We start from the raw sequence: 22,773 nt of genomic DNA, 5'->3' as shown, positions 1-22,773 counted from the left end.
CGAATCCATTCCAAATGTGGGCGCGAGCCTGCTCGCGAAGACGCCAGCAGCCCCAATACAAATCTCAACCAGACAACTGCTCCCACATTGGAGTCCATTCCAAATGTGGGCGCGGGCTTGCTCGCGAAGACGCCAGCAGCCTTACTACAAATTTCAGTCCAGCAACTGCTCCACCACAATCCCCAACCGCCGATAATCCTCGACACTGCCCGACGCCACATGCCGTTCGGTAATCAGCGTATGCAGACGAGCACAAGAAGCCACCACAAACGGCTCCACCGCCCCCAACTTGTCCGCCGTGGTCACTGCAATCACCCGCGTCGCACTGTCGAGCAAAGCCTGTTTGACCGGCACTTCATCGAAATGCAGCGAGGTGATGCCCACCTCCGGGTGAATCGCGCAGACCCCGGTAAACGCCAGATCCGCCTTGATCCCGGCCAGCATGCGCACCGCCTCATGCCCGCCGGCCGACATCGTGCGCGGGTTCAGTTGCCCGCCGGCCAGAATCACCTTCACGCCCTTGTACTCGGACAAGGCAATGGCCGTCATCGGCGCCGCCGTCACCGCCGTGATCTGGATATCCGCGCGCATCGAGCGCGCGACCTGCAACGTGGTCGAGCCGGAATCGAACAGCACAATCTGGCCGTCCTCGACCTTTTGCGCCGCCACCTGCGCCAGACGCACCTTCACCTCGTCGCTCTCCTCCAGGCGGGTGAAGTAGTCCTTGCCGGTGTCCTTGGGTCGCGGCAGCGCCCCGCCGTGCACCCGCTGCACCAAGCCCGCGTGGTCCAGTTCGGCGAGATCGCGGCGAATGGTGTCTTCGGACACGGCAAAATGCTGGCTCAACTCCGAAGCCATGACCTTGCCGTCGCGTTCAAGGATCAGGAGGATTTTCTGCCGACGCAGGGACGGCAGTTCGGTGACCGAATGATCGTGCATGAGTTTGCCTGTTTGTGCTTGTAGTTGCAGGTTTTCCGAGACTAGCGAAAGCCCCGGGCAAACACAAACCGGCCGGTATCAATTGTTTCGATCATTGGAATCAACAAGCCGAATTTTTTCTTTGCCTGGCGCCTGTTCAGAATGGCCCCACTCCAAAAAGGCTCAGGATGAACAGCTGATGAATCTCAATTTTGCGTTTGCGTGCATGATCGTCGTGTCTTTTGCGATTGCCCTGGGCCACGCCTGAGGCGCTAGACCGACGCCGCCAGATGTTCACGCAACCACTTGTGTGCCGGATCGCGGTGCGAGCGTTCGCCCCAGAACATCGCCATTTCGTAGCCCGGCACCTGCAGTGGTGCGTCGACCACCTGCAACGCCGGGTTGCCGCGCCCCAGCCGTGACGGCAGCATCGCCACCAGATCCGTGCTGACCAGCACCGACATCACCATCAGAAAATGTGGCACCGACAGCACCACGTTGCGCGCCAGGCCGACCTCGGCCAGTGCCTTGTCGGTCACGCCAAAAAAGCCCCCGCCCTCGCGCGACACCATCACGTGTTCCAGTGCGCAGAACTGTTCGCGGTTCGGCTTGCGCTTCAAGCGCGGATGGCCGACGCGACCGGCCAATACGTAGTGCTCGGTGAACAGCACCCGTTGATGCAGATCCAGCGGCGCGTCTTCGGTGATGTGCAACGCCAGGTCGAACACGCCCTGCTCCGCCTGCTTGACCAACTGCGCCGGCATCAGGTCGAGGACCGCCAGCCGCGTGCCCGGTGCCTGAATGCGCAGACCGCTGAGAGCCGGCAGCACCACCGTCGATTCACCGTAATCGGTCGCCGAGACTTTCCAGATCTGGCTGGCCTGCGCCGGATCGAACGCACTGGCCGGCGCCACCGCCCGTTCCAGTGCTTCCAGCGCCTCGCGCAACGGCTCGCGCAATTCATCGGCCCGCGCGGTTGGCCGCATGCCCCGTGGCCCGGGCAGCAACAGCGGGTCGGCAAAGATGTCGCGCAGCTTGGCCAGGTGCACGCTCACCGACGGCTGCGACAGGTTCAACCGCTCTGCGGCGCGGGTTACGTTGTGTTCTGCCAATAACACGTCTAGGGTCAACAGCAAGTTGATGTCCAGACGTCGTAAATTATTCATGGCTATACCTGACATATCAGACATTCATTTCCAATATACCGATCAAGGATTGATCCTGCTTACATTCAACCAAGGAGTTGCAACATGAATGTGCTACTGGTCTACGCCCACCCCGAACCCACCTCGCTCAACGGCTCGCTCAAGGACTTCACCGTCCAGCGCCTGCAGGCCGCCGGTCACTCCGTGCAGGTCTCCGACCTGTACGCGATGAACTGGAAGACCACCCTCGACGCCGACGACGCCCCCGGTCGCGACGAGAGTCGACCGTTCCACGCCTCGCAGGATTCGAAACTGGCTTACCAGCAGGGCCGGCAGTCCGCCGACATTGCCCGCGAGCAGGAAAAACTGCTGTGGGCCGACGCGCTGATCCTGCAGTTCCCGCTGTGGTGGTTCACCATGCCAGCAATCCTCAAGGGCTGGGTCGAACGCGTTTACGCCTACGGGTTCGCCTACGGTGTCGGCGAACATTCCGATAGCCGTTGGGGTGAGCGTTACGGCGAAGGGAAGATGAAAGGCAAGCGTGCGATGTTGGTGGTTACTACCGGAGGCTGGGATTCGCACTACGGCTCACGCGGGATCAACGGGCCGATTGATGACCTGCTGTTTCCGATTCAGCACGGCGTGCTGTTTTATCCCGGTTTCGAGGTGGTGCCGCCATTCCTGGTGTACCGCGCCAGCCGCATGGATGAAGCGCGGTTTGCCGAGACCTGCGAAGCGCTGGGCACGCGTCTGGATGAGTTGTGGAGCACGCGGCCGATTGCGTATCGGCAACAGAATGGCGGGGAATATCAGATCCCCGCTCTGACGCTCAAGGATGACATCGCCCCCGGCGAGGAAGGCTTCACCGTCCACCTGCGCTGATCACACCCCGCACCTTGTGGTGAGGGATTTTGTCCCTTCACCACAACGGCTTGCGCTCCGGATTCAGGCCGACACTACCTTCGCCGTGCGCACAAACAGCGCATGCGCCTTGTCCCAGAAATTGCCGCCGAGCACGAAGAAACTGCCGATGAACATCAGGTCACCCAGCAGTTGCATCTGCCACAGATTGGGGCGCAATCCTGGCCAGAAGTTATCGAAATACGGTTCCAGAAACGCGGTCAGCAGCGGCAGCCAGAACATCGCCACGCCGATCCGGTGACGCATCGGCCCGACCTGATCGACCGGCGTCGGAATGATCCCCGACACGTAACCGCCGATCTTGCGCTTGAGTTCGGCAAACCCGGCCTTGCCCATCACGGCGATCACCAGCAGCAACAGCACCTTGTTGCTGATGAACAGCACCCCGGTCAGCGCGGCGACTTTCGAGCCGGGCACATCGAGGCTGGCCGCGAGCGGTACCATCAGCCACGAGCCGAGCATCAGGCAGATGATTGCTACACCGGCCTTGAAGCGCCAGTTGGCAGCGGTGGGCGGTACAACCGATTCCTGTGAGGTGTCCATGGCTTCGTACCTTTTTATCGAGGGCGCGGGTCGGGAAGGCGCGCTTGAAAAGCGTAGCAGCAGATTCGCCCGATCAACCGGTCATCTGCCGTCTATGCTCCAGTGATATTTGCGATCAGGGACACGCGCAATGCCTGCCACCACCGCCCTGCTGACACGGCCCGGCCACTTGTTGTTGCTTGGCGCCTTGAGTTTGAGCGGTTGCGTACGCCTGGGACCGGATTTCCAGCCGCCGGGCGAAGCCTGGAGCAAGCAATGGAACAGCACGGCGCTGGAGCAGGCCAGCGAACGGGCCGATCAGCCGGACCTGCGCCAGTGGTGGCAAGTGTTCGCCGACCCGGTGCTCGACCGCCTGATCGCCGAAGCCGATGCACACAACAGCAGCCTGAAAATCGCCGGGTTGCGGGTGCTCGAAGCCCGCGCACAATTGGGCATCGCCGAAAGCGGCCGCTACCCGCAAGTACAGCAGGTCGGCGTCGACAGCCTCTACGTCGATCGCCATCAGGCCGGCGGCAACAACCCGCAGAATCATCAATTCTGGCAACACAGCGCGGCGTTCGATGTCGGCTGGGAGCTGGATTTCTGGGGCCGCTTCAGCCGCGCCGTTGAATCGTCCGATGCCAGTTACTTCGCCGCCCAGGCCAACTACGAAGACGCGCTGGTGTTGCTGCGCGCGCAAGTCGCCGACACCTATTTTCTGCTGCGCACCACCGAAGCACGGCTGCGGGTCGCCCGGGAAAACGCCGCCCAGCAGAAACGCAATTTCGAGATCACCGAAAAACTCTTCAACAGCGGCCAGACCGCCGAACTCGACCTGCAACAGGCGAAAACCCAGTACCTGGGCACGCTGAGCAGCCTCCCGGCGTTCGAAGATCAGCTGCTGCGCACCCGTAACGCGCTGGCGGTGCTGGTCGGTCAGCCACCCGGTGGCGCGGCGCTGCTGGCTGAGCAAGCGGGGCTGATTCCACTGGTTGATCGCGCGGTGCTGCAGGACGTCCCGGCGAACCTGCTGCTGCGCCGCCCGGATGTGCGGGCGGCAGAACTGAACGTGGCTGCGCAATCGGCGCTGGTCGGGGTCGCCGAAACCGATCTGTACCCGTCGCTGACTTTACTGGGCAGCATCGTCTGGTCCACCGACACCCTCAGCGCCACCCCGCGCAGCCTCGACCTGATTGGCGGCCCGAGCCTGCGCTGGAACATCTTTGATTACGGGCGTATCCGCAACAATATCCGGGTGCAGGACGCGCGCCTGCAGCAACTGATCGAAGCCTATCGCGACAAGGTGCGCCAGGCCGCGCGCGAGGCCGACGATGCCGCCAGCGGCCTGAGCAAAGCGCTGGGGCGGGAGCGTATTCTGCGCGAGGCCGAAGGTGCGGCGCGACGCTCACTGGTGCTGGCCAACACACAATACCGCGAAGGTTATTCGGACTTTCAACGGGTGCTCGACGCCCAGCGTGCGCTGCTGGAACTGCAAGACAACTATCTGGTCAGCCGCAGCGATGCGGTGAGCAACCTGATCGCCCTGTACAAAGCCCTCGGTGGCGGCTGGCAAAACAGCGCACCGCCGATCGACGAGCCCACCCGGCAACAGATGCAGCAGCGCACCAACTGGGGCGACTTGCTCAACGCACCGCCCGCCCCAGCGGCGTATCCCCTCCCATCGCAGGTAAGCCGCCATGACTGACGCCGCGCCTCCAGCGCCCGCCCCCGCACCGGTTCAGCCTGACCCGGCGAAAAAAGGCATCCGTTGGGTGCTGCTGTTGATCGTGCTGAGTCTGGCCTGGTACCTGTTGGCCGACCGCTACACGCCTTACACCCAGCAGGCGCGGGTCGGCGCGTTCGTGATTCCGGTGGCGGCGGAAGTCGCGGGTCGGGTGATCAAAGTCAACGTGCGCAACAATCAGGACGTCAAGGCTGGCGACATCCTCTTCGAACTCGACCCGCAGCCGCTGCAAATTGCCGTCGACCGCGCCAGGGCGGACCTTGAATCGACCCGCCGTCAAGTCGGCGCCAGCACCGCCGGCATCGCTTCGGCGCAGGCTTCGCTACGCGCCGCGCAGGCCAACGAACTCAAGGCACGCCAGGACAATCAGCGCCTCGAAGGCTTGTACAAACAGGACCCTGGCACGGTCTCGGTGCGCCTGCTGGAAGTGTCGCGCGCCAACCGCGAACAAGCGGTCGCGCAGGTCGCCGCCGCACGCGCCGAAGTGCAACGGGCGCAGGAACAGGAAGGCGGCAACACCGACACCAACGCCCAACTGCGCAGCGCCGCCGCGGCACTGGCCAAGGCCGAACTGGACCTGGCCAACACGCGCATCGGCGCGCGCTCGGCCGGTTTGATCACCGACCTGCGCACCGACGTCGGCCAGTTCACCGCCGTCGGCAGCCCGCTGATGACCCTGATCGCCATTCACGACGTGTGGATCAGCGCCGACCTCACCGAAAACAATCTCGGCCGTGTGCAACCCGGCACCCCGGTGGCGATCGTCCTCGACGCGCTACCCGGCGAAGTGCTCGACGGTCGCGTGCGCAGCGTCGGCTATGGCGTCAGTGTCGGTCAGACCCCAGCGCCCGGCACCCTGCCAAGCATCCAGAACAGCCGCGACTGGCTGCGTCCGGCGCAGCGTTTCCCGGTGATCATCGAGTTCACTGACGAGGCGAAAAAGCGCCTGTTCGACAGCCGTGCGATCCGCGCTGGTGGCCAGGCAGAGGTCATGGCCTTCCCCTCCGAGGGCAATCTGCTCAATCCGTTGGGGCGGCTGTTTGTCGGTCTGATGAGCTGGCTGTCGTATGCCTATTGAGCGCAGCGTGCCGGCGCAACGGGCGTTGCGCCTGGCGTTCGGCACGGCGTTTTGCACCGCCGCCAGCTATGGTTTCGCGTTGCCGTTGCCATTTGTCTCGCCGGTACTGGCGGTGCTTCTGCTCGCCAGCCTGCCGCGTCCGCTGCCGCTGAAAGGCGCGTTGGCGCTGGCGCTGGTGGCCGCGTTCACCACCAGCATCGGCCTGCTGCTGGTGCCGTTGCTGCGTTACTACCCGGTGAGCGGCGTGTTGCTGATCGGCCTCGGCCTGTTTCTGGTGTTCCGCTTTGGCCTGCGTGGCGGTAATCCATTGATCATGATGTTTCTGGTGATCGGCATGACCATGATTTCCGCCGCCGGATTCGCCGAATTCGATCTGGCAATGGCGGTGATCGGCGCGCTGGTCAAAGGCCTGCTGCTGGCGGTGGCGGTGGTCGGCGTCAGCCACACTTTGTTCCCGGAACGCCCCGACAGCCCTGCTGCCCCGAAATCGCCGGCCATGCCTGCCGATGACGTACCGCGCGTGGCCCTGCGCGCCACGCTGATCGTACTGCCGACCTTTCTGCTGGCTCTGAGCGACCCGGCGAGCTACCTGCCGATCATCCTCAAAGCGGTCAGCCTCGGTCAGCAGACCTCCACCACCCAGACCCACCACGCCGGCCGCGAACTGCTTGGCTCAACGCTCCTGGCCGGCGTACTGGCGGTGCTGCTCTGGTGCGGCTTGAGTCTGTTCGTGCACCTGTGGATGTTCTTTCTGTGGACGCTGCTGTTCGGCCTGTGGCTGGCACGCAAACTCTATCGCCTGAGCCCGACGCAATTCAGCCCGGGCTTCTGGATCAACACCCTGATCACCCTGCTCATCCTGCTCGGCCAATCGGTGCAGGACAGTGCAGCGGGCAAGGACGTGTACACCGCGTTCGCGGTGCGCATGGGATTGTTTATTCTGGTGACGCTGTACGGCACGTTGATGATGCATGTGCTGGTCGCGCACAGGTCCGGCGTCAAGGCGTGATCAGCTTTCCTCCCGCACCCGCCGTACCTGCACCAACAACGCCGGCGCAAAGTGCAGCAACACCATCCGCGCCAGATGATGCGTGAGGATAAACACCACGTTCAGCCCGCCGGCGAAGGCGACAATCGCAATCGTCTCGATCGCGCCCGGCATGTACGCCAGCCACAGCGACAAAGCATCACTGCCCAACCACCGCGCCGCCACTTCGGCGAACACCGCCGCGACCACGATCATCAACCCCACCGACACCAGCGCCGTACGACCATGCCGCCCCAGCTCCGCAACGCCCAGGCCCTGAAAGCGCGAACCGATCCGTACGCCGAGAATCAGCGCCGCCAGATTCAGGCTCCAGTCCGGCATATGAAAACCGTGCAGCCATCCCGACTTCACAAACACCGCAGTCAGCAGAATCGCCGTCAACATGAACGGCGCCGGCACGCCAATCACCAGCAACAAGCGCCCGAGCACCACACTCAAGCCGATCAGCGCCAGCACGGTCAACGCCATGCCCGTGCTCAACGGACCGCTTTCAACCACTGCCACCGACGCCTGCCCGGGGATCAAAAAGCTCACCAGCACGGTGATCAACAGCAAGCGCATCAAGTGCACGATGATGACCTTGCTCGAGGCCTTTTCCGACTCCAGCAAATCAAACACCGCCGCCAGTGCGCCGGGGTATACCGCCAACAGCGCGTCGGTGCGGTTCCAGCCTGCGCCGCGCGTCAGCCACCATCCAGCCAGAGCGATCTGTACGGTCAGACACAGCAGCAAAACGCCGAGGCTTGGCAACATGGCCGAGGCCGTCGCGCTGTCCCACGCCTCGAACATCAGCCCGGTGGCGATGCCCAGCGTGACCTGGATGTAGCCCAGCCCATAAGGGGTTGCGGGGGCGAAACCGGTTCGCGTGGTGACCAGCGCAGTGACGAGAATCGCCCCCAGCAACAGGCCATGAGGAACACCGCTGACTTGCAACGCAGCGCCAACGGCGGCAGCGATCAACAAACACAGAATCGATTTCATATTTTCGCCTTCCTGGCTATTCAACTGACCATTGGTACTTACGCGCGCAACCGTCCAATCGCCCGCCGATATTTTTCGATCCGCTCCAGATCCTCCCAACTTGGCGAGGCAATCCGCGACAGGTCGCTGTTCTCTTCCAGATCCGCCAGTTTCACCACCCGGCCAATCGGGTTCTGCGCCGCACGCTCGACGAAATCCTCGTAGGATTCGCCCGGCACCTTGGTCACCGATTCGATGGCTGACAGGACGTCTTCGCTGAAGCCTTCATTGCGCAGATCTTCGAGGCTGATACCGCAATCCTCGACTACATCGTGCAGTACGGCGACGATGCGTTCTTCCAGCGTGTTCATGCGCAACATGACTTTCAGCGGATGCAGAATGTACGGTGCGCCGCCCTTGTCCACCTGCCCGGCGTGCGCGGTGGCAGCGAGGGCGATGGCGCGTTCGAGTGTCTGGGGCATGGAGAATTCCTCGGATTAAATACCGTAACGGCCGCCGACGTGGATATTGCGCTTGAGCCAAGCGCCAATCGCCTGCAAACGGCTGAGGGGGTTGGCAGGTTTAGCAGCTTTGGCGGATTCGGAATGTTTTTGCAGAATCAGCGCCACCAGCGTTGCCTGATCTGCACCGTTATTCGCATCGATCAGCTCTGCGACCCACGCACAATCGGCTTTTTTCAGAAACCCACGCCACTCGCCGGGCCAGGCGTCCAGCTCATCCAGTGCCAACCAACGTGCTCCGCCCTGCTCGGCATGCCCACCGCCAATCGATTGCTGGAAGCAGAAAGGCGTGGCCGCTCGGGACAGGTCGATGCAGAAGAAGTAGACGTCGTGGGTCTTGTGTTGCGGCGTGGGGGCATTGTTGCGGCCGCCGATGTCGATCATGGGCAATGTTCCAATCCTTGGGGTGCTAGATGTGTCCGATTGTTTCGCAGTCTACGTCACCGGCGCAAATGAAAAACCGGTGGAAAGCCTTCCTCGCCACGGGGGTCAGTTTTACGTGGAATGCGCCGTCTCAATTTGATAGCTTCAACGCCATCTATTGGCCATCATCCATTGCGAAACAGTGACGGCCAGAGCCCGACAAGGTTCACTGACGCGGGCACTCGCAAAAAGCAGTATCCAACGGTGACAGGCTCCCTGCAAAAGAATCTGTCATCTGTGTTTCCCTTTCCAATACGGACCGATATTCCCATGAAACTGCTGTATGCAGGCTCATTCCTGCTTCTGATTGCGGGCTGCTCGCCAATGCCGCAATACGCTCCCCCTGCCAACGCCCCTCAAGCGCAGATTCGCAGTGAGATGGACGCGGCATTCAACCGTCGTAACTACGTGAGCCTCAGCGCAGCGCCGGCGATAGCCTGCAAGTACGGCAGGTCGGTACCCGTGACACCCGCTCTGCGCCTGTTCTCCGTACGCGGAGGGGAACCATCGAATCAGGAAGGTTTTCGAGCCATTGAAGCCGGCAAACCGATCCACCTGCTGCTTGAAGGCGGGGCCAGCGGCAACCGTACCTGTACAGTCGATTTTGTCAGTGAGTTCGTGCCGGGCGCCCGTTATGTGATCAAAGGCGGCCTGACCGGTACCCCGACTGACCTGTACGGCTGCCAGATCAGCATCGTTGATCTGGACTCCGGCGCTCGACTCCTCCAGGCGAAACAGGCACCGGCCAACAACTGCGCTCTGGATCGACTATCAATGCCGGGGTCTTGAACTCGGCCATTCACGTTCGTGACAGACGTTGATCAAACAGATTTTTGCGTCTGAAAAGCTTGTAGGAAACCACCCTATGTGGCGAGGGAGCTTGCTCCCGCTGGCCTGCGAAGCGGCCCCAAAACCGGATAGTCCGTTTCTCCCGAATATGCCGCAGGCCGCGAATTACGCCGACTGCGTCGCCGAGCAGGAGCAAGCTCCCTCGCCACAGGTTCGCGATCTAGGAGCCGTCGTTTCCTCGCAGAATGATAGCGCATAGACATCACTAATATTTATCACATGAAACGGAATGACTTACTAAGAATAAAGTATAAAAAAACCGCATTTCTGCGGCTTTTTAATCTGTTGAGAGGGTAGCTGCGAAGAATCAACGTCAAAAATTCGCCGGCGTATTCGCACTAATAATCTCAGCCTCATCCGCCCCGATATTCCGGAACTTATGCGGCAGCGTGGTCGGAAAGTAATACCCATCCCCCGCATTCAACACACTCACCGACCCATCCACGGTCAACTCCACAGTGCCACGCGTCACCAGCCCACACTCCTCGCCTTCCGCATGCACAATCGGCTCTTCGCCGGAGCTTGCGCCCGGCGCGTATTGCTCACGCAGCAGGCGCATCTGGCGGCTCGGCACGGAGGCGCCGATCAGCAGCAAACGCAGGCCATGGCGGCCGAGGTCTGGCTGTTCATTGGCGCGGAAGACGTATTGGTGTTCGCGCGGGGGCTGGTCGAAGGTGAAGAAGTCGGCCAGGGACATCGGGATGCCTTCGAGCAGCTTTTTCAGCGAGCTGACGGAAGGGCTGACACGATTCTGTTCGATCAGGGAGATGGTGGCATTGGTCACGCCGCTACGCCGGGCCAGCTCGCGCTGGGAGAGTTTGTAGCTTTCGCGTACTAGTTTGAGTCGAGAACCCGTATCCATGACAGCCTTATGTGAGAACGACTTAAGGGCGATGGGGGTGGGTGGCGGGTGACGCGCCGAGGGCGCGGATCACGTTGCTCCCGTGTCCCGGAACCGTGAAAGGCGGCTATTAAATCACGTTTGGTGGTGTTGCTCAGCAGGTTCGATGGACGGTGCGGTAAAAGTCTTTCGGGCCTTGGTAATACGGACCTGTAGGAGTGAGCCTGCTCGCGATTCGGTAGCACATCCAACATCAATTTGCCTGGATGACCGCCTTCGCGAGCAAGCCCGCTCCCACAGGGTTTGTGGTGTTTCTGTGGGAGGGATGATGGCTGGGTTGGCCCCATCGCGAGCAGGCTCACTCCTACAATTTGATCTTTGGTATTTCAGCAGGATTGATTTTGCCTTTGCTGGCCTCTTCGCGAGCAAGCCCGCTCCCACAGTTGGACATCTGGGGTATTGCGAGAATAAAAACCGGCGGGGTCTTGGGGGCCGCCGCCGGGGAGGTAACTTAGATGCCGAAACGGTCGCGCAGCGAATAGTAGACGGCACCGAGGGCGGTCAATGGGGCAGAAAAGGTGCGACCGCCGATCATTGGCATGTGCGGCAGGGAGGCGAAGGCATCGAAGCGTTCAGCGTCGCCGCGGATCATTTCCGAGATCAGTTTGCCGGCCAGGTGCGAGCACGTGACGCCGTGGCCGCTGTAGCCCTGCATGTAGTAGGCGTTTTTCTCGATGCGGCCGAATTGCGGCATGCGTGACATGGTCAGCAGGAAGTTGCCGGTCCAGCGGTAGTCGATTTTCACGTCCTTGAGCTGCGGAAAAGTCTTGAGGATCTTCGGGCGGATCAGTTGTTCGATGTCGTCCGGTTCACGAGCGCCATAGACCACGCCGCCGCCGTACAGCAGACGGTTGTCAGCGGTGAGACGGTAGTAATCCAACAGGTAGTTGCAGTCTTCGACACAGTAGTTGTTGGTGATCAGGCTGCGCGCCTGTTTCTCGGTCAACGGTTCGGTGACGACGATCTGCGAGCCGCACGGCATGCTTTTCGCGGTCACGCGGTTGTCCAGGCCTTGCGGCAGGTAGGCGTTGCCGGCGATCAGCAGGTACTTGGCGCGCACCTGGCCTTTGGCCGTGCGCACGACGTTGGGCTCGCCGTATTTGATTTCCACGGCAGCCGACTGCTCGTAGATCTTGCCGCCCAGACGCACGATGGCCGCGGCTTCACCGAGGGCCAGGTTCAGCGGATGAACGTGGCCGCCCTGCATGTCCAGCATGCCGCCAACGTAGGCATCGGAGCCGACTTCGCGACGGATATCAGCAGCGTCGAGCATCTTCAGGTTCTTGTTGCCGTAACGCTCCCAACTGCGCTTTTGCTCGGCGAGACCATTGAGTTGTTTCTTGTTCATCGCTGCGAAGATGCCGCCCGGGCGGTAGTCGCATTTGATGTCGTATTCCTTGATGCGCGAACGGATGATGTCGGCACCTTCGAAGATCATGCTGCCGAGGATTTCTGCAGTCTTGTCGCCGTAGCGCTCTTCGATCACATCGACGTCGCGGCTGTAGGAGTTGACCAGTTGCCCGCCATTGCGACCGCTGGCGCCGTAGCCGACTTTCGCCGCTTCGAGCACGGTCACTTTGTAACCGGCTTCAGTCAGGAACAGCGCCGAGGACAAGCCGGTGTAGCCGGCGCCGATGATGCAGACATCGCACTCGACCGACTCTTGAAGAATCGGGAAGTCGATGACTTCGTTGCGAGTGGCGGCGTAGTAGCTGTTGACGTGTTGTTGCTTCATTTTATTGTTCTCCGAGGGTCGCTCATCAGAAGCGACCACCGCTGTAGAAAATCAGAGCTTGATCCAGGTCGCTTTCAGCTCGGTGTACTTGTCGAACGCGTGCAGCGATTTGTCGCGACCGTTGCCCGACTGTTTAAAGCCACCGAACGGCGCAGTCATGTCGCCGCCGTCGTACTGGTTGACCCACACGCTGCCGGCACGCAGGCCACGGGCGAAGGTGTGCGCCTTGCTCAGGTTGCTGGTCCAGACGCCGGCGGCGAGGCCGAAGATGCTGTCGTTGGCGATCTGCAGCGCTTCTTCAACGGTGTCGAAGGTGATCAGCGACAGCACCGGGCCGAAGATTTCTTCGCGGGCGATGGTCATCGCGTTGGTCACGCCGTCGAACAGCGCCGGTTGCACGTACAGGCCGCCGGTTTCTTCAAGGGTGCGTTGGCCGCCGGCAATCAGTTCGGCGCCCTGCTCGCGACCGATGCTGATGTAGCGCAGCACGTTGTCCAGTTGACGCTGATCGACCACGGCGCCGACGGTGGTGGCCGGGTCGAGGGCATGCCCCGGTTTCCACGCTTGCAGCGCTTCCACCAGCAGCGGAATGAATTGCTCGCGGATCGAACGCTCGACCAGCAGACGCGAACCGGCGGTGCAGACTTCACCCTGGTTGAACGCGATGGCGCCGGCCGCCGCTTGTGCTGCCGCACGCAAATCCGGTGCGTCGGCAAACACCACGTTGGGACTCTTGCCGCCGGCTTCGAGCCAAACGCGTTTCATGTTGCTTTGGCCGGCATAAATCATCAGTTGCTTGGCTATCGCCGTGGAGCCGGTGAAGGCCAGCACGTCGACATCCATATGCAGCGCCAGCGCCTTGCCAACGGTGTGACCGAAACCTGGCAGAACGTTGAACACGCCTTTCGGAATGCCGGCGTCCAGCGCCAACCGGGCGATGCGGATCGCGGTCAGCGGCGACTTTTCCGAAGGTTTCAGAATGAATGAGTTGCCCGCCGCCAGGGCTGGAGCGAACTTCCAGCTGGCCATGATCAGCGGGAAATTCCACGGCACGATCGCGGCGACCACACCGGACGGTTCGCGGGTCACCAGACCGAGTTGGTCGTGCGGCGTGGCGGCGACTTCGTCGTAGATCTTGTCTATGGCCTCGGCGCTCCAGCGGATCGCGTTGGCGGTCGCCGGGATGTCGATGCTCATCGAGTCGCTGATCGGTTTGCCCATATCGAGGGTTTCCAGCAGCGCCAGTTCTTCCTGGTGTTGCAGGATCAGATCGGCGAAGCGGATCAGGATGCGCTTGCGCTCGGCCGGGGCCTTGTGCGCCCACACGCCGGATTCAAAGGATTGGCGTGCGACTTCGACGGCGAGGTTGGCGTCGGCTTCATCGGTGCTGGCCACGGAGGCGAGGAAACGGCCGTCGACGGGGCTGAGGCATTCGAAGGTGGCGCCGCTGATCGCCGGGCGATATTCACCATTGATGAACGCGCGGGATTCGATGGTCAGGGACTGGAAGCGTTGTTCCCAGTCGTTGCGGGTCGTTGTCATTGTTGTGGCTCGACAAGGGGGAATTGGGGGGTGTCGGGTTGCTGTGTCTGGCTGGAGATGGCTGCCCTCTCCCTAGCCCTCTCCCGGGGGGAGAGGGGACCGACCGAAGTGTCTCGGGAGATGCACCGACCTGAACGACCGAGTCGGATATGGATTCGGTAAAAATCGTTCAGGTCGGCGGATTTCCCGAGCATCCCCGGATCAGTCCCCTCTCCCTCTGGGAGAGGGTTAGGGTGAGGGGCTTTTCAGAATCAGACCGTATGCAGATACCAGTTGTACTCAAGGTCAGAGATCGAGTTCTCGAACTCGGCCAGTTCGCTTTCTTTACAAGCGACAAATACATCGATGTACATCGGGTCGATGTAGCGGGCCATGACTTCGCTGTCGTCCAGCTCGCGCAAGGCATCACGCAAGTTGTTCGGCAGGCTCTGTTCGTTCTGCTCGTAGCTGTTGCCTTCGACTGGCGAGCCCGGCTCGATCTGGTTGGTCAGGCCGTGGTGAATACCGGCCAGCACCGAAGCCATCAGCAGGTACGGGTTGGCGTCGGCACCTGCCACACGGTGCTCGATACGCACGGCGTCGGCCGAACCGGTCGGCACACGTACCGCCACGGTACGGTTGTCGATGCCCCAGCTCGGCGAGTTCGGCACGTAGAACTGCGCGCCGAAGCGGCGGTACGAGTTGACGTTCGGGCAGAGGAAGGCCATTTGCGCAGGCAGGGTCTCCAGCACACCGCCGATCGCGTGTCGCAGCGCGGCGTTCTGCTCGGGATCCTCGCTGGCGAAGATGTTGTTGCCTTCTTTGTCCAGGATCGAAATGTGCACGTGCAGACCGTTGCCCGCCTGGCCCGGATACGGCTTGGCCATGAAGGTGGTGTCCATCTCGTGGTCGTAGGCGATGTTCTTCACCAGACGCTTGAGCAGGACCGCGTAGTCGCACGCCTTGATCGGGTCGGAGACGTGATGCAGGTTGACTTCGAACTGCGCCGGGGCGCTTTCCTTGACGATGGCGTCAGCCGGGATGCCCTGCTCTTTCGCACCTTCGAGGATGTCTTGCAGACAGTCGACGTATTCGTCGAGATCGTCGATCAGGTACACCTGAGTCGACACCGGACGCTTGCCGGACACCGGCGAACGTGGCGACTGCGGACGGCCGTTCACGTTGTCCTGGTCGATCAAATAGAACTCCAGTTCGAACGCCGCGCAGATGGTCAGACCCAGTTCGTCGAACTTGCGCACGACGTTGGCCAGCACTTCACGCGGATCGGCGAAGAACGGCTCGCCTTCGATCTCGTGCATGGTCATCAAGAGTTGTGCGGTTGGGCGCTTCTGCCACGGCTCGATGCTCAGGGTGCCCGGGATCGGGTAGCAGATGCGGTCGGCGTCGCCGATGTCCAGACCCAGACCGGTGCTTTCCACCGTAGAACCATTGATGTCCAGCGCGAAGAGAGAGGCCGGCAGGTTGATGCCTTTCTCGTAAACCTTGTGAAGACTGGTGCGCTCGATGCGCTTGCCGCGCACCACACCGTTCATGTCTGCAATCAGAAGGTCGACGTACAAAACCTCAGGATGTTTCTTAAGGAATGCGTTTGCTTCGTTGAGTTGAACGGCACGCAGAGGGACCGACATGATGCACCTATTTAGCTGTTAATTATTATGTTCACCGCTGTTTCGCAGAGCCAGTCAATCCGAAAGACAAAGTGAAGTCAATAGCGAACACCCGGCCGCTCAGCGTTTATTTTTCGGGCTTTTTTTAACACTCACGTGCCAACGAAGGCGCCACAAGGCCGAAAATCATGAAGATTTGATGAACGGCGTTTAGAATTTTTTACATGGCAGTTGTTAATTAAAATCAACGAGGCTAAGCTCCGGAAAAGCTCGTTCAAGTGTCAAACTTCGAGGTGAATAAAAATGGCATTCAAGCCATTGATCGGCGTTACTGCGTGCGTCAAACAGATTGGCCTGCACCCCTATCACATCAGCGGCGACAAATACGTTCGCGCTGTCAGCGTTGCGGCGCTGGGGTTGCCGGTGGTCATTCCTTCCCTTGGCAAACTGACTGAAATCGAAGACCTGCTCGGTCAACTCGACGGTCTGTTGCTGACCGGCTCGCCCTCGAATGTGGAACCCTTCCACTATCAAGGCCCGGCCAGCGCCCCCGGCACGGATCACGATCCGGCACGAGACGCCACTACCCTTCCTCTATTGCGTGCAGCCATTGCGGCGGGCGTTCCGGTGCTCGGCATCTGCCGTGGTTTCCAGGAAATGAACGTGGGCTTCGGCGGCAGCCTGCATCAGAAGGTGCACGAGCTGCCGGGCATGCTCGATCACCGCGAAGCCGACAGTCCGGACCTGGCCGTGCAGTACGCACCGGCGCATGCCGTCACCGTGCTGGCAGGTGGCGTGTTCGAAGCGCTGGAGTTGCCGGGCGAATTCCAGGTCAACTCGATCCACAGTCAGGGCATCGACCGCCTCGCTCCCGGCCTGCGTGCCGAAGCCGTGGCGCCGGATGGCCTGATCGAGGCGGTCTCGGTCGAACACAGCCCGACTTTTGCCCTCGGCGTGCAATGGCACCCGGAATGGCAGGTGCTGGACAACCCGAACTACCTGCGGATTTTCCAGGCGTTCGGCGAAGCCTGCCGGCAACGGGCGGCGCGACGCAACCAGCGCTGACTCAACCCAGGATTTCAAAACTGTTTACTGCCCCCACGGGGTCGGCGGCTGCGCGTGTGCGCATCCGTCATCCGTGAAAACAACAAACCGTAATAACAACAAGTACGACCCAGGCAGCCAGGACGGCGGCGCCGACCAAGCCGGATCGGTATGAGCAGTGCCCGTCAGGACAACGCAAAACCCTGTGGGAGCGGGCTTGCTCGCGAAAGCGGTGTGTCAGGCAATAACGCTGTCGACTGACACGACGCCTTCGCGAGCAAGCCCGCTCCCACAGGGGATGTGATCCGACAGGAAATGCGCTTACAGCTCTGCAATCCACTTTTAAGCCCGGCCACGTTGGCCGAGCGAACGAAACCTGTTGGGAGTTTCACATGGCAAACGCCTCCAGCACTTACCGGAAGGCACTTGAAGGCCATCAGCAACCGAAAAAGGTTCTGGTGAAAGTCGATCGTGTCACCAAGAAGTTCGACGAAACCACGGCAGTGGATGATGTGTCCCTGGAGATCCATCAGGGCGAAATCTTTGCCCTGCTCGGCGGCTCCGGTTCGGGCAAATCGACCCTGCTGCGCATGCTCGCCGGTTTCGAGCGCCCGACTGAAGGGCGGATTCTGCTCGACGGCGTGGACATCACCGACATGCCGCCGTACGAGCGGCCGATCAACATGATGTTCCAGTCCTACGCGCTGTTCCCGCACATGACGGTGGCGCAGAACATTGCCTTCGGCCTCAAGCAGGACCGTTTGCCGGCCAGCGAAATCGACGCCCGCGTCGATGAAATGCTGCGCCTTGTACACATGACCCAATACGCCAAACGCAAACCGCACCAGTTGTCCGGCGGCCAGCGTCAGCGCGTCGCCCTCGCCCGCTCCCTGGCCAAGCGTCCGAAGCTGCTGTTGCTCGACGAACCGATGGGCGCACTGGATAAAAAGCTGCGTTCGCAGATGCAACTGGAGCTGGTGCAGATCATCGAGCGCGTCGGCGTGACCTGCGTGATGGTGACCCACGACCAGGAAGAGGCCATGACCATGGCCGAGCGCATCGCGATCATGCACCTGGGCTGGATCGCGCAGATCGGCAGCCCGGTGGACATCTATGAAGCGCCGGTCAGCCGCATGGTCTGCGAATTCATCGGCAACGTGAACGCCTTCGACGGCACCGTGGTGGAAGACCTTGAAGGTCACGCGATCATTCACAGCCCGGACTTGCAGCAGAAGATCTACGTCGGCCACGGCGTCAGCACCTCGGTGCAGGACAAGTCGATCACCTACGCGATCCGCCCGGAAAAAATGCTCGTCAGCACCCTCAAGCCAGAGACCCGCTACAACTGGTCCGAAGGCAAAGTGCATGACATCGCCTACCTCGGCGGCCACTCGGTGTTCTACGTCGAGCTGCCTGGCGGCAAGATCGTCCAGTCGTTCATGGCCAACGCCGAACGCCGTGGCGCGCGTCCGACCTGGGACGACAAGGTTTACGTGTGGTGGGAAGACGACAGCGGCGTGGTACTGCGCTCATGAGAACCTTCAATCAGCAATTCCTGCGCTTGGTGCCCAGCGGGCGAAAACTCGTCATTGGCATCCCGTTCATCTGGCTGTTCCTGTTCTTCATGCTGCCGTTCTTCCTGGTGATGAAGATCAGTTTCTCGGAAGCTGCGCTGTCGATCCCGCCGTACACGGAGATCTACACCTACGCCGAACAGAAATTCCAGCTGATGCTCAACATCGGCAACTACACCATGCTCGGCGAAGACGAGTTGTACCTGTCGGCCTACCTCGGTTCGCTGAAGGTTGCAGCGCTGAGCACGCTGATGTGCCTGGTGATCGGTTTCCCGATGGCGTATGCGATCACCAAGGCGAGCAAGGAAGCGCAAAACGTCCTGCTGTTGTTGATCATGATGCCGACCTGGACCGCGATTCTGATCCGCGTTTACGCGTGGATGGGCATCCTCAGCAACAACGGTCTGCTCAACGCGTTTCTGATGTGGACGGGGCTCACCGATCACCCGATCGAGATCCTCAACACCAACACGGCCGTGTATATCGGCGTGGTCTACGCCTACCTGCCGTTCATGGTGCTGCCGCTGTACGCCAACCTCGTCAAGCACGATGGCAGCCTGCTGGAAGCCGCGTCGGACCTGGGCTCGAGCAACTTCAACAACTTCTGGAAAATCACCGTGCCGCTGGCCAAGAACGGGATCATCGCTGGCTGCATGCTGGTGTTCATTCCGGTGGTCGGTGAGTTCGTGATTCCGGAACTGCTGGGTGGCCCTGAGACGCTGATGATCGGTCGCGTGCTGTGGCAAGAGTTCTTCAATAACCGCGACTGGCCGGTGGCGTCTGCCCTGGCGGTGGTGATGCTGTTGATCCTGATTGTGCCGATTCTGCTGTTCAACCGCAGTCAGGCCAAAGAGATGGAGGCACGGGGATGAAACGTTTCGGTTTTTCCAAGTTCATGTTGATCTTCGGCCTGATGTTCATTTATCTGCCGATGCTGATCCTGGTGATCTACTCGTTCAACGCATCCAAACTGGTGACGGTGTGGGGCGGCTGGTCGGTGAAGTGGTACGTCGGCCTGCTCGACAACACGCAACTGATGGGCTCGGTGGTGCGCTCGCTGGAAATCGCCTGCTACACCGCGATTGCTGCCGTTGCGCTGGGCACCCTCGCCGCTTTCGTTCTGACTCGGGTCACGCGTTTCAAGGGTCGCACGCTGTTCGGTGGTCTGGTGACCGCGCCGCTGGTGATGCCGGAAGTAATCACCGGTCTGTCGCTGTTGCTGCTGTTCGTGGCCATGGCGCAGTTGATCGGCTGGCCGCAGGAGCGTGGCATCGTCACCATCTGGATCGCCCACACCACGTTTTGTGCAGCCTATGTGGCGGTGGTAGTCTCCGCCCGCCTGCGTGAACTGGATCTGTCGATCGAAGAAGCCGCGATGGATCTGGGAGCCAAGCCGTTCAAGGTGTTTTTCCTGATCACCATTCCGATGATCGCGCCGTCGCTGGCAGCGGGCGGGATGATGTCGTTCGCCCTGTCGCTGGATGACCTGGTGCTGGCGAGCTTCGTTTCCGGCCCAGGCTCGACAACGTTGCCGATGGAAGTGTTCTCGGCGGTGCGTCTGGGTGTGAAGCCTGAGATCAACGCCGTGGCCAGCCTGATTCTGCTGGCGGTGTCGCTGGTGACCTTCCTGGTCTGGTACTTCGGCCGCAAAGCGGAAGCCAACCGCAAACGGGCGATTCAGGAAGCGATGGATCAGACGGCGAATGAGTCGTGGCAGCAGCCTGCAGCGGCGACTGCCTGACTTGATGAAGATCTGATGTGGTGAGAGGGGTTTTGTGGTGAGGGGATTTATCCCCGATGGGTCGCGAAGCGGCCCCGGCAGGTCTAGCTGAAAACCGAGTACTCAGGTTTTGCGACTGCTTCGCAGCCGATCGGGGATAAACCCCCTCGCCACAGAAGCTGATTCACCACAGATTTACTGCAGTTCAGATTTGTGTTTTTGAATAAAAAGAATGGAGTTTCACCGATGAAAATGTTTGGCAGGACTCTGCTGACACTGTCCTTAATGGGCGCAATCGCCACGGGCGTCCAGGCCAACGACAAGGTGCTGCGTGTTTACAACTGGTCCGATTACATCGCGCCGGACACCGTCAAGAAATTCGAAGACGAGACCGGCATCCAGGTGACCTACGACGTGTTCGACAGCAACGAGACCCTCGAGGCACGTTTGCTGGCGGGCAAATCCGGTTATGACATCGTCGTGCCGTCCAACAGTTTCCTGGCCAAGCAGATCAAGGCCGGGGTCTATCAGCCGCTGGACAAATCGAAGCTGTCGAACTGGAAGAACCTCAACCCGGTGCTGTTGAAAAACGCCTCCGCCAGTGATCCGGACAACGCCCACGCGTTCCCGTACATGTGGGGCTCGATCGGCATCGGCTACAACCCGGACAAGGTCAAGGAAGTGCTCGGCGCCAACGCCCCGACCAACTCCTGGGACCTGCTGTTCAAGCCGCAAAACGCTGAAAAGCTGAAAGCCTGCGGCATCAGTTTCCTCGACTCGCCGACCGAAATGATCCCGGCCGCCCTGCACTACCTGGGCTATCCGGTGAACGACAAGGACAAGGCGCACATCCTCGAAGCCGAAGCGCTGTTCATGAAGATCCGTCCGTACGTGGCGTACTTCCATTCCTCGAAGTACATCTCGGACCTGGCCAACGGCAACATCTGCGTGGCGGTCGGTTACTCCGGTGACGTGCTGCAGGCCAAGGCCCGCGCCGTGGAAGCCGGCAACAAGGTGAAGATCGACTACAGCATTCCGAAGGAAGGCGCCGGCAGTTTCTATGACATGGTCGCGATCCCGCGTGATGCCGCGAACGTCGACAACGCCTACCTGTTCATGAACTTCCTGATGCGCCCGGACATCATTGCCGAGATCACCAACAGCAACGGCTACAGCAACGCCAACTCGGCCGCCACGCCACTGGTGGACGAAGCGATCCGCAACGACCCGGGCTCGTACCCGTCGCAAGCGGTGATGGCAACGTTGTACGCGGTGCCGGATCAACCGATCGCCACGCAGCGGATCATGACCCGAGGCTGGACCCGGGTGAAGCTCGGTAAGTAAAAACACCGATGATCAAAAATGTGGGAGCGAGCCTGCTCGCGAAAGCGGTAGGACAGGCGACGAAAATGTTGGATGTGCCGACGCCTTCGCGAGCAGGCTCGCTCCCACAGTAATGCAATGCAGTGCTGAAAATTTCCCGTTCACGCAGCGCCTTACCACCGCTGCACCCTGCAATGAACGGCCTCACCTGGCTTCCTCGGCTCAGGTGAATTTCAGGCGCCCTCGGGCGCCTTTTTTTGTGCGCTCAATTCAGCGGCCAATCCTGCAGGATCCGGTAGCGCCCCTTGTGCGACTCGAACAGGGCAAAGCGCTCGGCACGCAGGAAAAACTCCGGCGGTGTGGCGGATTCCGGCTCCGCTGCGCGGTAGTCCCGGGCCAGGGTCAGGTGCGGGCGAAACTCGCGCGGCGACTCTTCGAAGCCGAACGGCAGCATCGCCTGTTCCAGCGCATACACCAGGCGCAACAACGCCGGAGGTGCCTGCTCGGGTGCAAGGGAGAGGATCCCGGCGCGATGCCAGACCTGCAGGCGATCCAGCACAATCTTCAACGTTTCACCCGGCGTGCGCACCTTGCCAGCGGCCTCGCAGACTTCATTGATCTGCGCCAGCGGCACACCACCGAGGAACAGTAGCGTCAGGTGAAAGTTGTCCGCCGGCACCGGTTTGCCTGCCCTCAGCCCCAGGTCGCCGCGCCACTGAGCAATCGCCTTGCGTTGCGGTGGCGGGCAGTCGAGGGCGAAAAACAGTCGCTTGAACGGTTCATCCCTGCGCGCGTCATCGGTCATCGCCCTGCTCCTTCGCTCGTTGATCGGCCGATTCTACACAGCCTTCTCTGACGACTCGCGACACCCGGCTATAGTTCAAGGATTGCCATCGAACCGGAGGCCGCCATGCGCGAGATCCTCAGCAAAGAACCGTGGTGGGCCCGACCACCGAACCCCGGGCAGGATGAAACCGAGCTGGAATGGGGCTGGCTGGTGCATTACAGCGAAGGTGAATCGCGCTTCGAATTCGTCCGCGAACGGCCGACGGAGGAAGAAATCCGCAACCGCAAAAGCTGCCGGATTACCCCGTCTTCAGACTGACCACAATCCCTTGTGGGAGCGGCGGTACGACAATTCGACTTGCCCGCGAAGAGGTCGGCACGGCCAGCATCTTCAGCGGCTGACACGCCGCCT

General features: G+C 61.0%; 22 protein-coding genes. 11 read left to right on the top strand and 11 right to left on the bottom strand.

Features of this window, described 5'->3' with window-relative positions:
• Positions 1–153: 153 nt before the first annotated feature.
• Positions 154–939, bottom strand: coding sequence for a DeoR/GlpR family DNA-binding transcription regulator (locus tag PseAD21_RS24600; protein ID WP_102358393.1), 786 nt, complete (start codon positions 937–939; stop codon positions 154–156).
• Positions 940–1,190: 251 nt separating this feature from the next.
• Positions 1,191–2,084, bottom strand: coding sequence for a LysR family transcriptional regulator (locus PseAD21_RS24595; RefSeq protein WP_218244986.1), 894 nt, complete (start codon positions 2,082–2,084; stop codon positions 1,191–1,193).
• Between the two features lie 84 nt (positions 2,085–2,168).
• Between PseAD21_RS24595 and PseAD21_RS24590 the strand changes: the two genes are divergently transcribed.
• Positions 2,169–2,945: an NAD(P)H-dependent oxidoreductase gene (locus tag PseAD21_RS24590; RefSeq protein WP_102358391.1), complete on the top strand. Its 777-nt coding sequence runs from the start codon at positions 2,169–2,171 to the stop codon at positions 2,943–2,945.
• 63 nt (positions 2,946–3,008) lie between these two features.
• On the opposite strand, the gene PseAD21_RS24585 is transcribed toward PseAD21_RS24590, so the two are convergent.
• Positions 3,009–3,527 (bottom strand): transporter suffix domain-containing protein, encoded by a 519-nt coding sequence (locus PseAD21_RS24585; RefSeq protein WP_102358390.1) that lies wholly within the window; start codon positions 3,525–3,527, stop codon positions 3,009–3,011.
• 130 nt (positions 3,528–3,657) lie between these two features.
• Between PseAD21_RS24585 and PseAD21_RS24580 the strand changes: the two genes are divergently transcribed.
• Genes PseAD21_RS24580 through PseAD21_RS24570 form a run of 3 tightly spaced genes read left to right on the top strand, consistent with a single transcriptional unit; the run spans position 3,658 to position 7,337 of the window.
• A complete protein-coding gene (locus PseAD21_RS24580; protein WP_256588254.1) occupies positions 3,658–5,211 on the top strand; it encodes an efflux transporter outer membrane subunit in 1,554 nt (517 codons plus the stop codon).
• The gene (locus tag PseAD21_RS24575; protein ID WP_102358389.1) at positions 5,204–6,328 is read left to right on the top strand and encodes an HlyD family secretion protein; all 1,125 of its coding nucleotides are present in this window, start codon (positions 5,204–5,206) and stop codon (positions 6,326–6,328) included. The genes PseAD21_RS24580 and PseAD21_RS24575 overlap by 8 nt, the downstream gene beginning before the upstream one ends.
• On the top strand, positions 6,318–7,337 hold the full coding sequence (locus PseAD21_RS24570; protein WP_102358388.1) for a DUF2955 domain-containing protein: 1,020 nt from the start codon (positions 6,318–6,320) through the stop codon (positions 7,335–7,337). Before PseAD21_RS24575 ends, PseAD21_RS24570 begins: the two co-directional genes overlap by 11 nt.
• Here PseAD21_RS24570 and PseAD21_RS24565 read toward each other — a convergent pair whose 3' ends face one another.
• Genes PseAD21_RS24565 through PseAD21_RS24555 form a run of 3 tightly spaced genes read right to left on the bottom strand, consistent with a single transcriptional unit; the run spans position 7,338 to position 9,241 of the window.
• Positions 7,338–8,357 (bottom strand): AbrB family transcriptional regulator, encoded by a 1,020-nt coding sequence (locus tag PseAD21_RS24565; protein ID WP_102358387.1) that lies wholly within the window; start codon positions 8,355–8,357, stop codon positions 7,338–7,340.
• Positions 8,358–8,395: 38 nt separating this feature from the next.
• Positions 8,396–8,818, bottom strand: a complete 423-nt coding sequence (locus PseAD21_RS24560) for an HD domain-containing protein (RefSeq protein WP_102358386.1) — start codon at positions 8,816–8,818, stop codon at positions 8,396–8,398.
• 15 nt (positions 8,819–8,833) lie between these two features.
• The gene (locus tag PseAD21_RS24555) at positions 8,834–9,241 is read right to left on the bottom strand and encodes a hypothetical protein (protein WP_102358385.1); all 408 of its coding nucleotides are present in this window, start codon (positions 9,239–9,241) and stop codon (positions 8,834–8,836) included.
• Between the two features lie 309 nt (positions 9,242–9,550).
• Between PseAD21_RS24555 and PseAD21_RS24550 the strand changes: the two genes are divergently transcribed.
• Positions 9,551–10,069, top strand: coding sequence for a hypothetical protein (locus PseAD21_RS24550; RefSeq protein ID WP_178082162.1), 519 nt, complete (start codon positions 9,551–9,553; stop codon positions 10,067–10,069).
• A gap of 373 nt (positions 10,070–10,442) precedes the next feature.
• Here PseAD21_RS24550 and PseAD21_RS24545 read toward each other — a convergent pair whose 3' ends face one another.
• The 4 genes from PseAD21_RS24545 to PseAD21_RS24525 all read right to left on the bottom strand — a co-directional run bounded on the left by PseAD21_RS24545 (position 10,443) and on the right by PseAD21_RS24525 (position 15,935).
• Positions 10,443–10,991 carry a cupin domain-containing protein gene (locus tag PseAD21_RS24545; protein WP_007950154.1) on the bottom strand — a complete coding sequence of 183 codons (549 nt, stop codon included), beginning with the start codon at positions 10,989–10,991 and terminating at the stop codon, positions 10,443–10,445.
• A 490-nt stretch (positions 10,992–11,481) separates the two neighbouring features.
• The gene (locus PseAD21_RS24540; RefSeq protein WP_102358383.1) at positions 11,482–12,765 is read right to left on the bottom strand and encodes an FAD-binding oxidoreductase; all 1,284 of its coding nucleotides are present in this window, start codon (positions 12,763–12,765) and stop codon (positions 11,482–11,484) included.
• Positions 12,766–12,816: 51 nt separating this feature from the next.
• Positions 12,817–14,307, bottom strand: coding sequence for an aldehyde dehydrogenase (locus PseAD21_RS24535; RefSeq protein WP_102358382.1), 1,491 nt, complete (start codon positions 14,305–14,307; stop codon positions 12,817–12,819).
• A gap of 251 nt (positions 14,308–14,558) precedes the next feature.
• The gene (locus tag PseAD21_RS24525; protein WP_102358380.1) at positions 14,559–15,935 is read right to left on the bottom strand and encodes a glutamine synthetase family protein; all 1,377 of its coding nucleotides are present in this window, start codon (positions 15,933–15,935) and stop codon (positions 14,559–14,561) included.
• A 282-nt stretch (positions 15,936–16,217) separates the two neighbouring features.
• Here PseAD21_RS24525 and PseAD21_RS24520 point away from each other — a divergent pair, with 282 nt between their 5' ends.
• The 5 genes from PseAD21_RS24520 to PseAD21_RS24495 all read left to right on the top strand — a co-directional run bounded on the left by PseAD21_RS24520 (position 16,218) and on the right by PseAD21_RS24495 (position 21,596).
• Complete coding sequence (locus PseAD21_RS24520) at positions 16,218–16,979, top strand: gamma-glutamyl-gamma-aminobutyrate hydrolase family protein (RefSeq protein ID WP_102358379.1); 762 nt, start codon at positions 16,218–16,220, stop codon at positions 16,977–16,979.
• Positions 16,980–17,350: 371 nt separating this feature from the next.
• The gene (locus PseAD21_RS24510; RefSeq protein ID WP_102358378.1) at positions 17,351–18,493 is read left to right on the top strand and encodes an ABC transporter ATP-binding protein; all 1,143 of its coding nucleotides are present in this window, start codon (positions 17,351–17,353) and stop codon (positions 18,491–18,493) included.
• A gap of 29 nt (positions 18,494–18,522) precedes the next feature.
• Entirely contained in the window at positions 18,523–19,404 is an 882-nt protein-coding gene (locus PseAD21_RS24505) for an ABC transporter permease subunit (RefSeq protein WP_178082163.1), read from the top strand.
• On the top strand, positions 19,401–20,273 hold the full coding sequence (locus PseAD21_RS24500; protein ID WP_102358376.1) for an ABC transporter permease subunit: 873 nt from the start codon (positions 19,401–19,403) through the stop codon (positions 20,271–20,273). The genes PseAD21_RS24505 and PseAD21_RS24500 overlap by 4 nt, the downstream gene beginning before the upstream one ends.
• 225 nt (positions 20,274–20,498) lie before the next feature.
• On the top strand, positions 20,499–21,596 hold the full coding sequence (locus PseAD21_RS24495; RefSeq protein WP_102358375.1) for a polyamine ABC transporter substrate-binding protein: 1,098 nt from the start codon (positions 20,499–20,501) through the stop codon (positions 21,594–21,596).
• A gap of 244 nt (positions 21,597–21,840) precedes the next feature.
• Here the strand turns inward: PseAD21_RS24495 and thpR are convergent, their stop codons facing one another.
• Positions 21,841–22,380, bottom strand: a complete 540-nt coding sequence (gene thpR, locus PseAD21_RS24490) for an RNA 2',3'-cyclic phosphodiesterase (protein WP_102358374.1) — start codon at positions 22,378–22,380, stop codon at positions 21,841–21,843.
• A gap of 105 nt (positions 22,381–22,485) precedes the next feature.
• Here thpR and PseAD21_RS24485 point away from each other — a divergent pair, with 105 nt between their 5' ends.
• Positions 22,486–22,680 carry a hypothetical protein gene (locus PseAD21_RS24485; protein WP_102358373.1) on the top strand — a complete coding sequence of 65 codons (195 nt, stop codon included), beginning with the start codon at positions 22,486–22,488 and terminating at the stop codon, positions 22,678–22,680.
• Positions 22,681–22,773 lie beyond the last annotated feature (93 nt).

The organism is Pseudomonas sp. AD21 (assembly GCF_002878485.1).
GTDB lineage: Bacteria > Pseudomonadota > Gammaproteobacteria > Pseudomonadales > Pseudomonadaceae > Aquipseudomonas.
The sequence above is the reverse complement of the archived record's forward strand: the minus strand, read 5'-3'. Positions and strand labels throughout refer to the sequence as shown.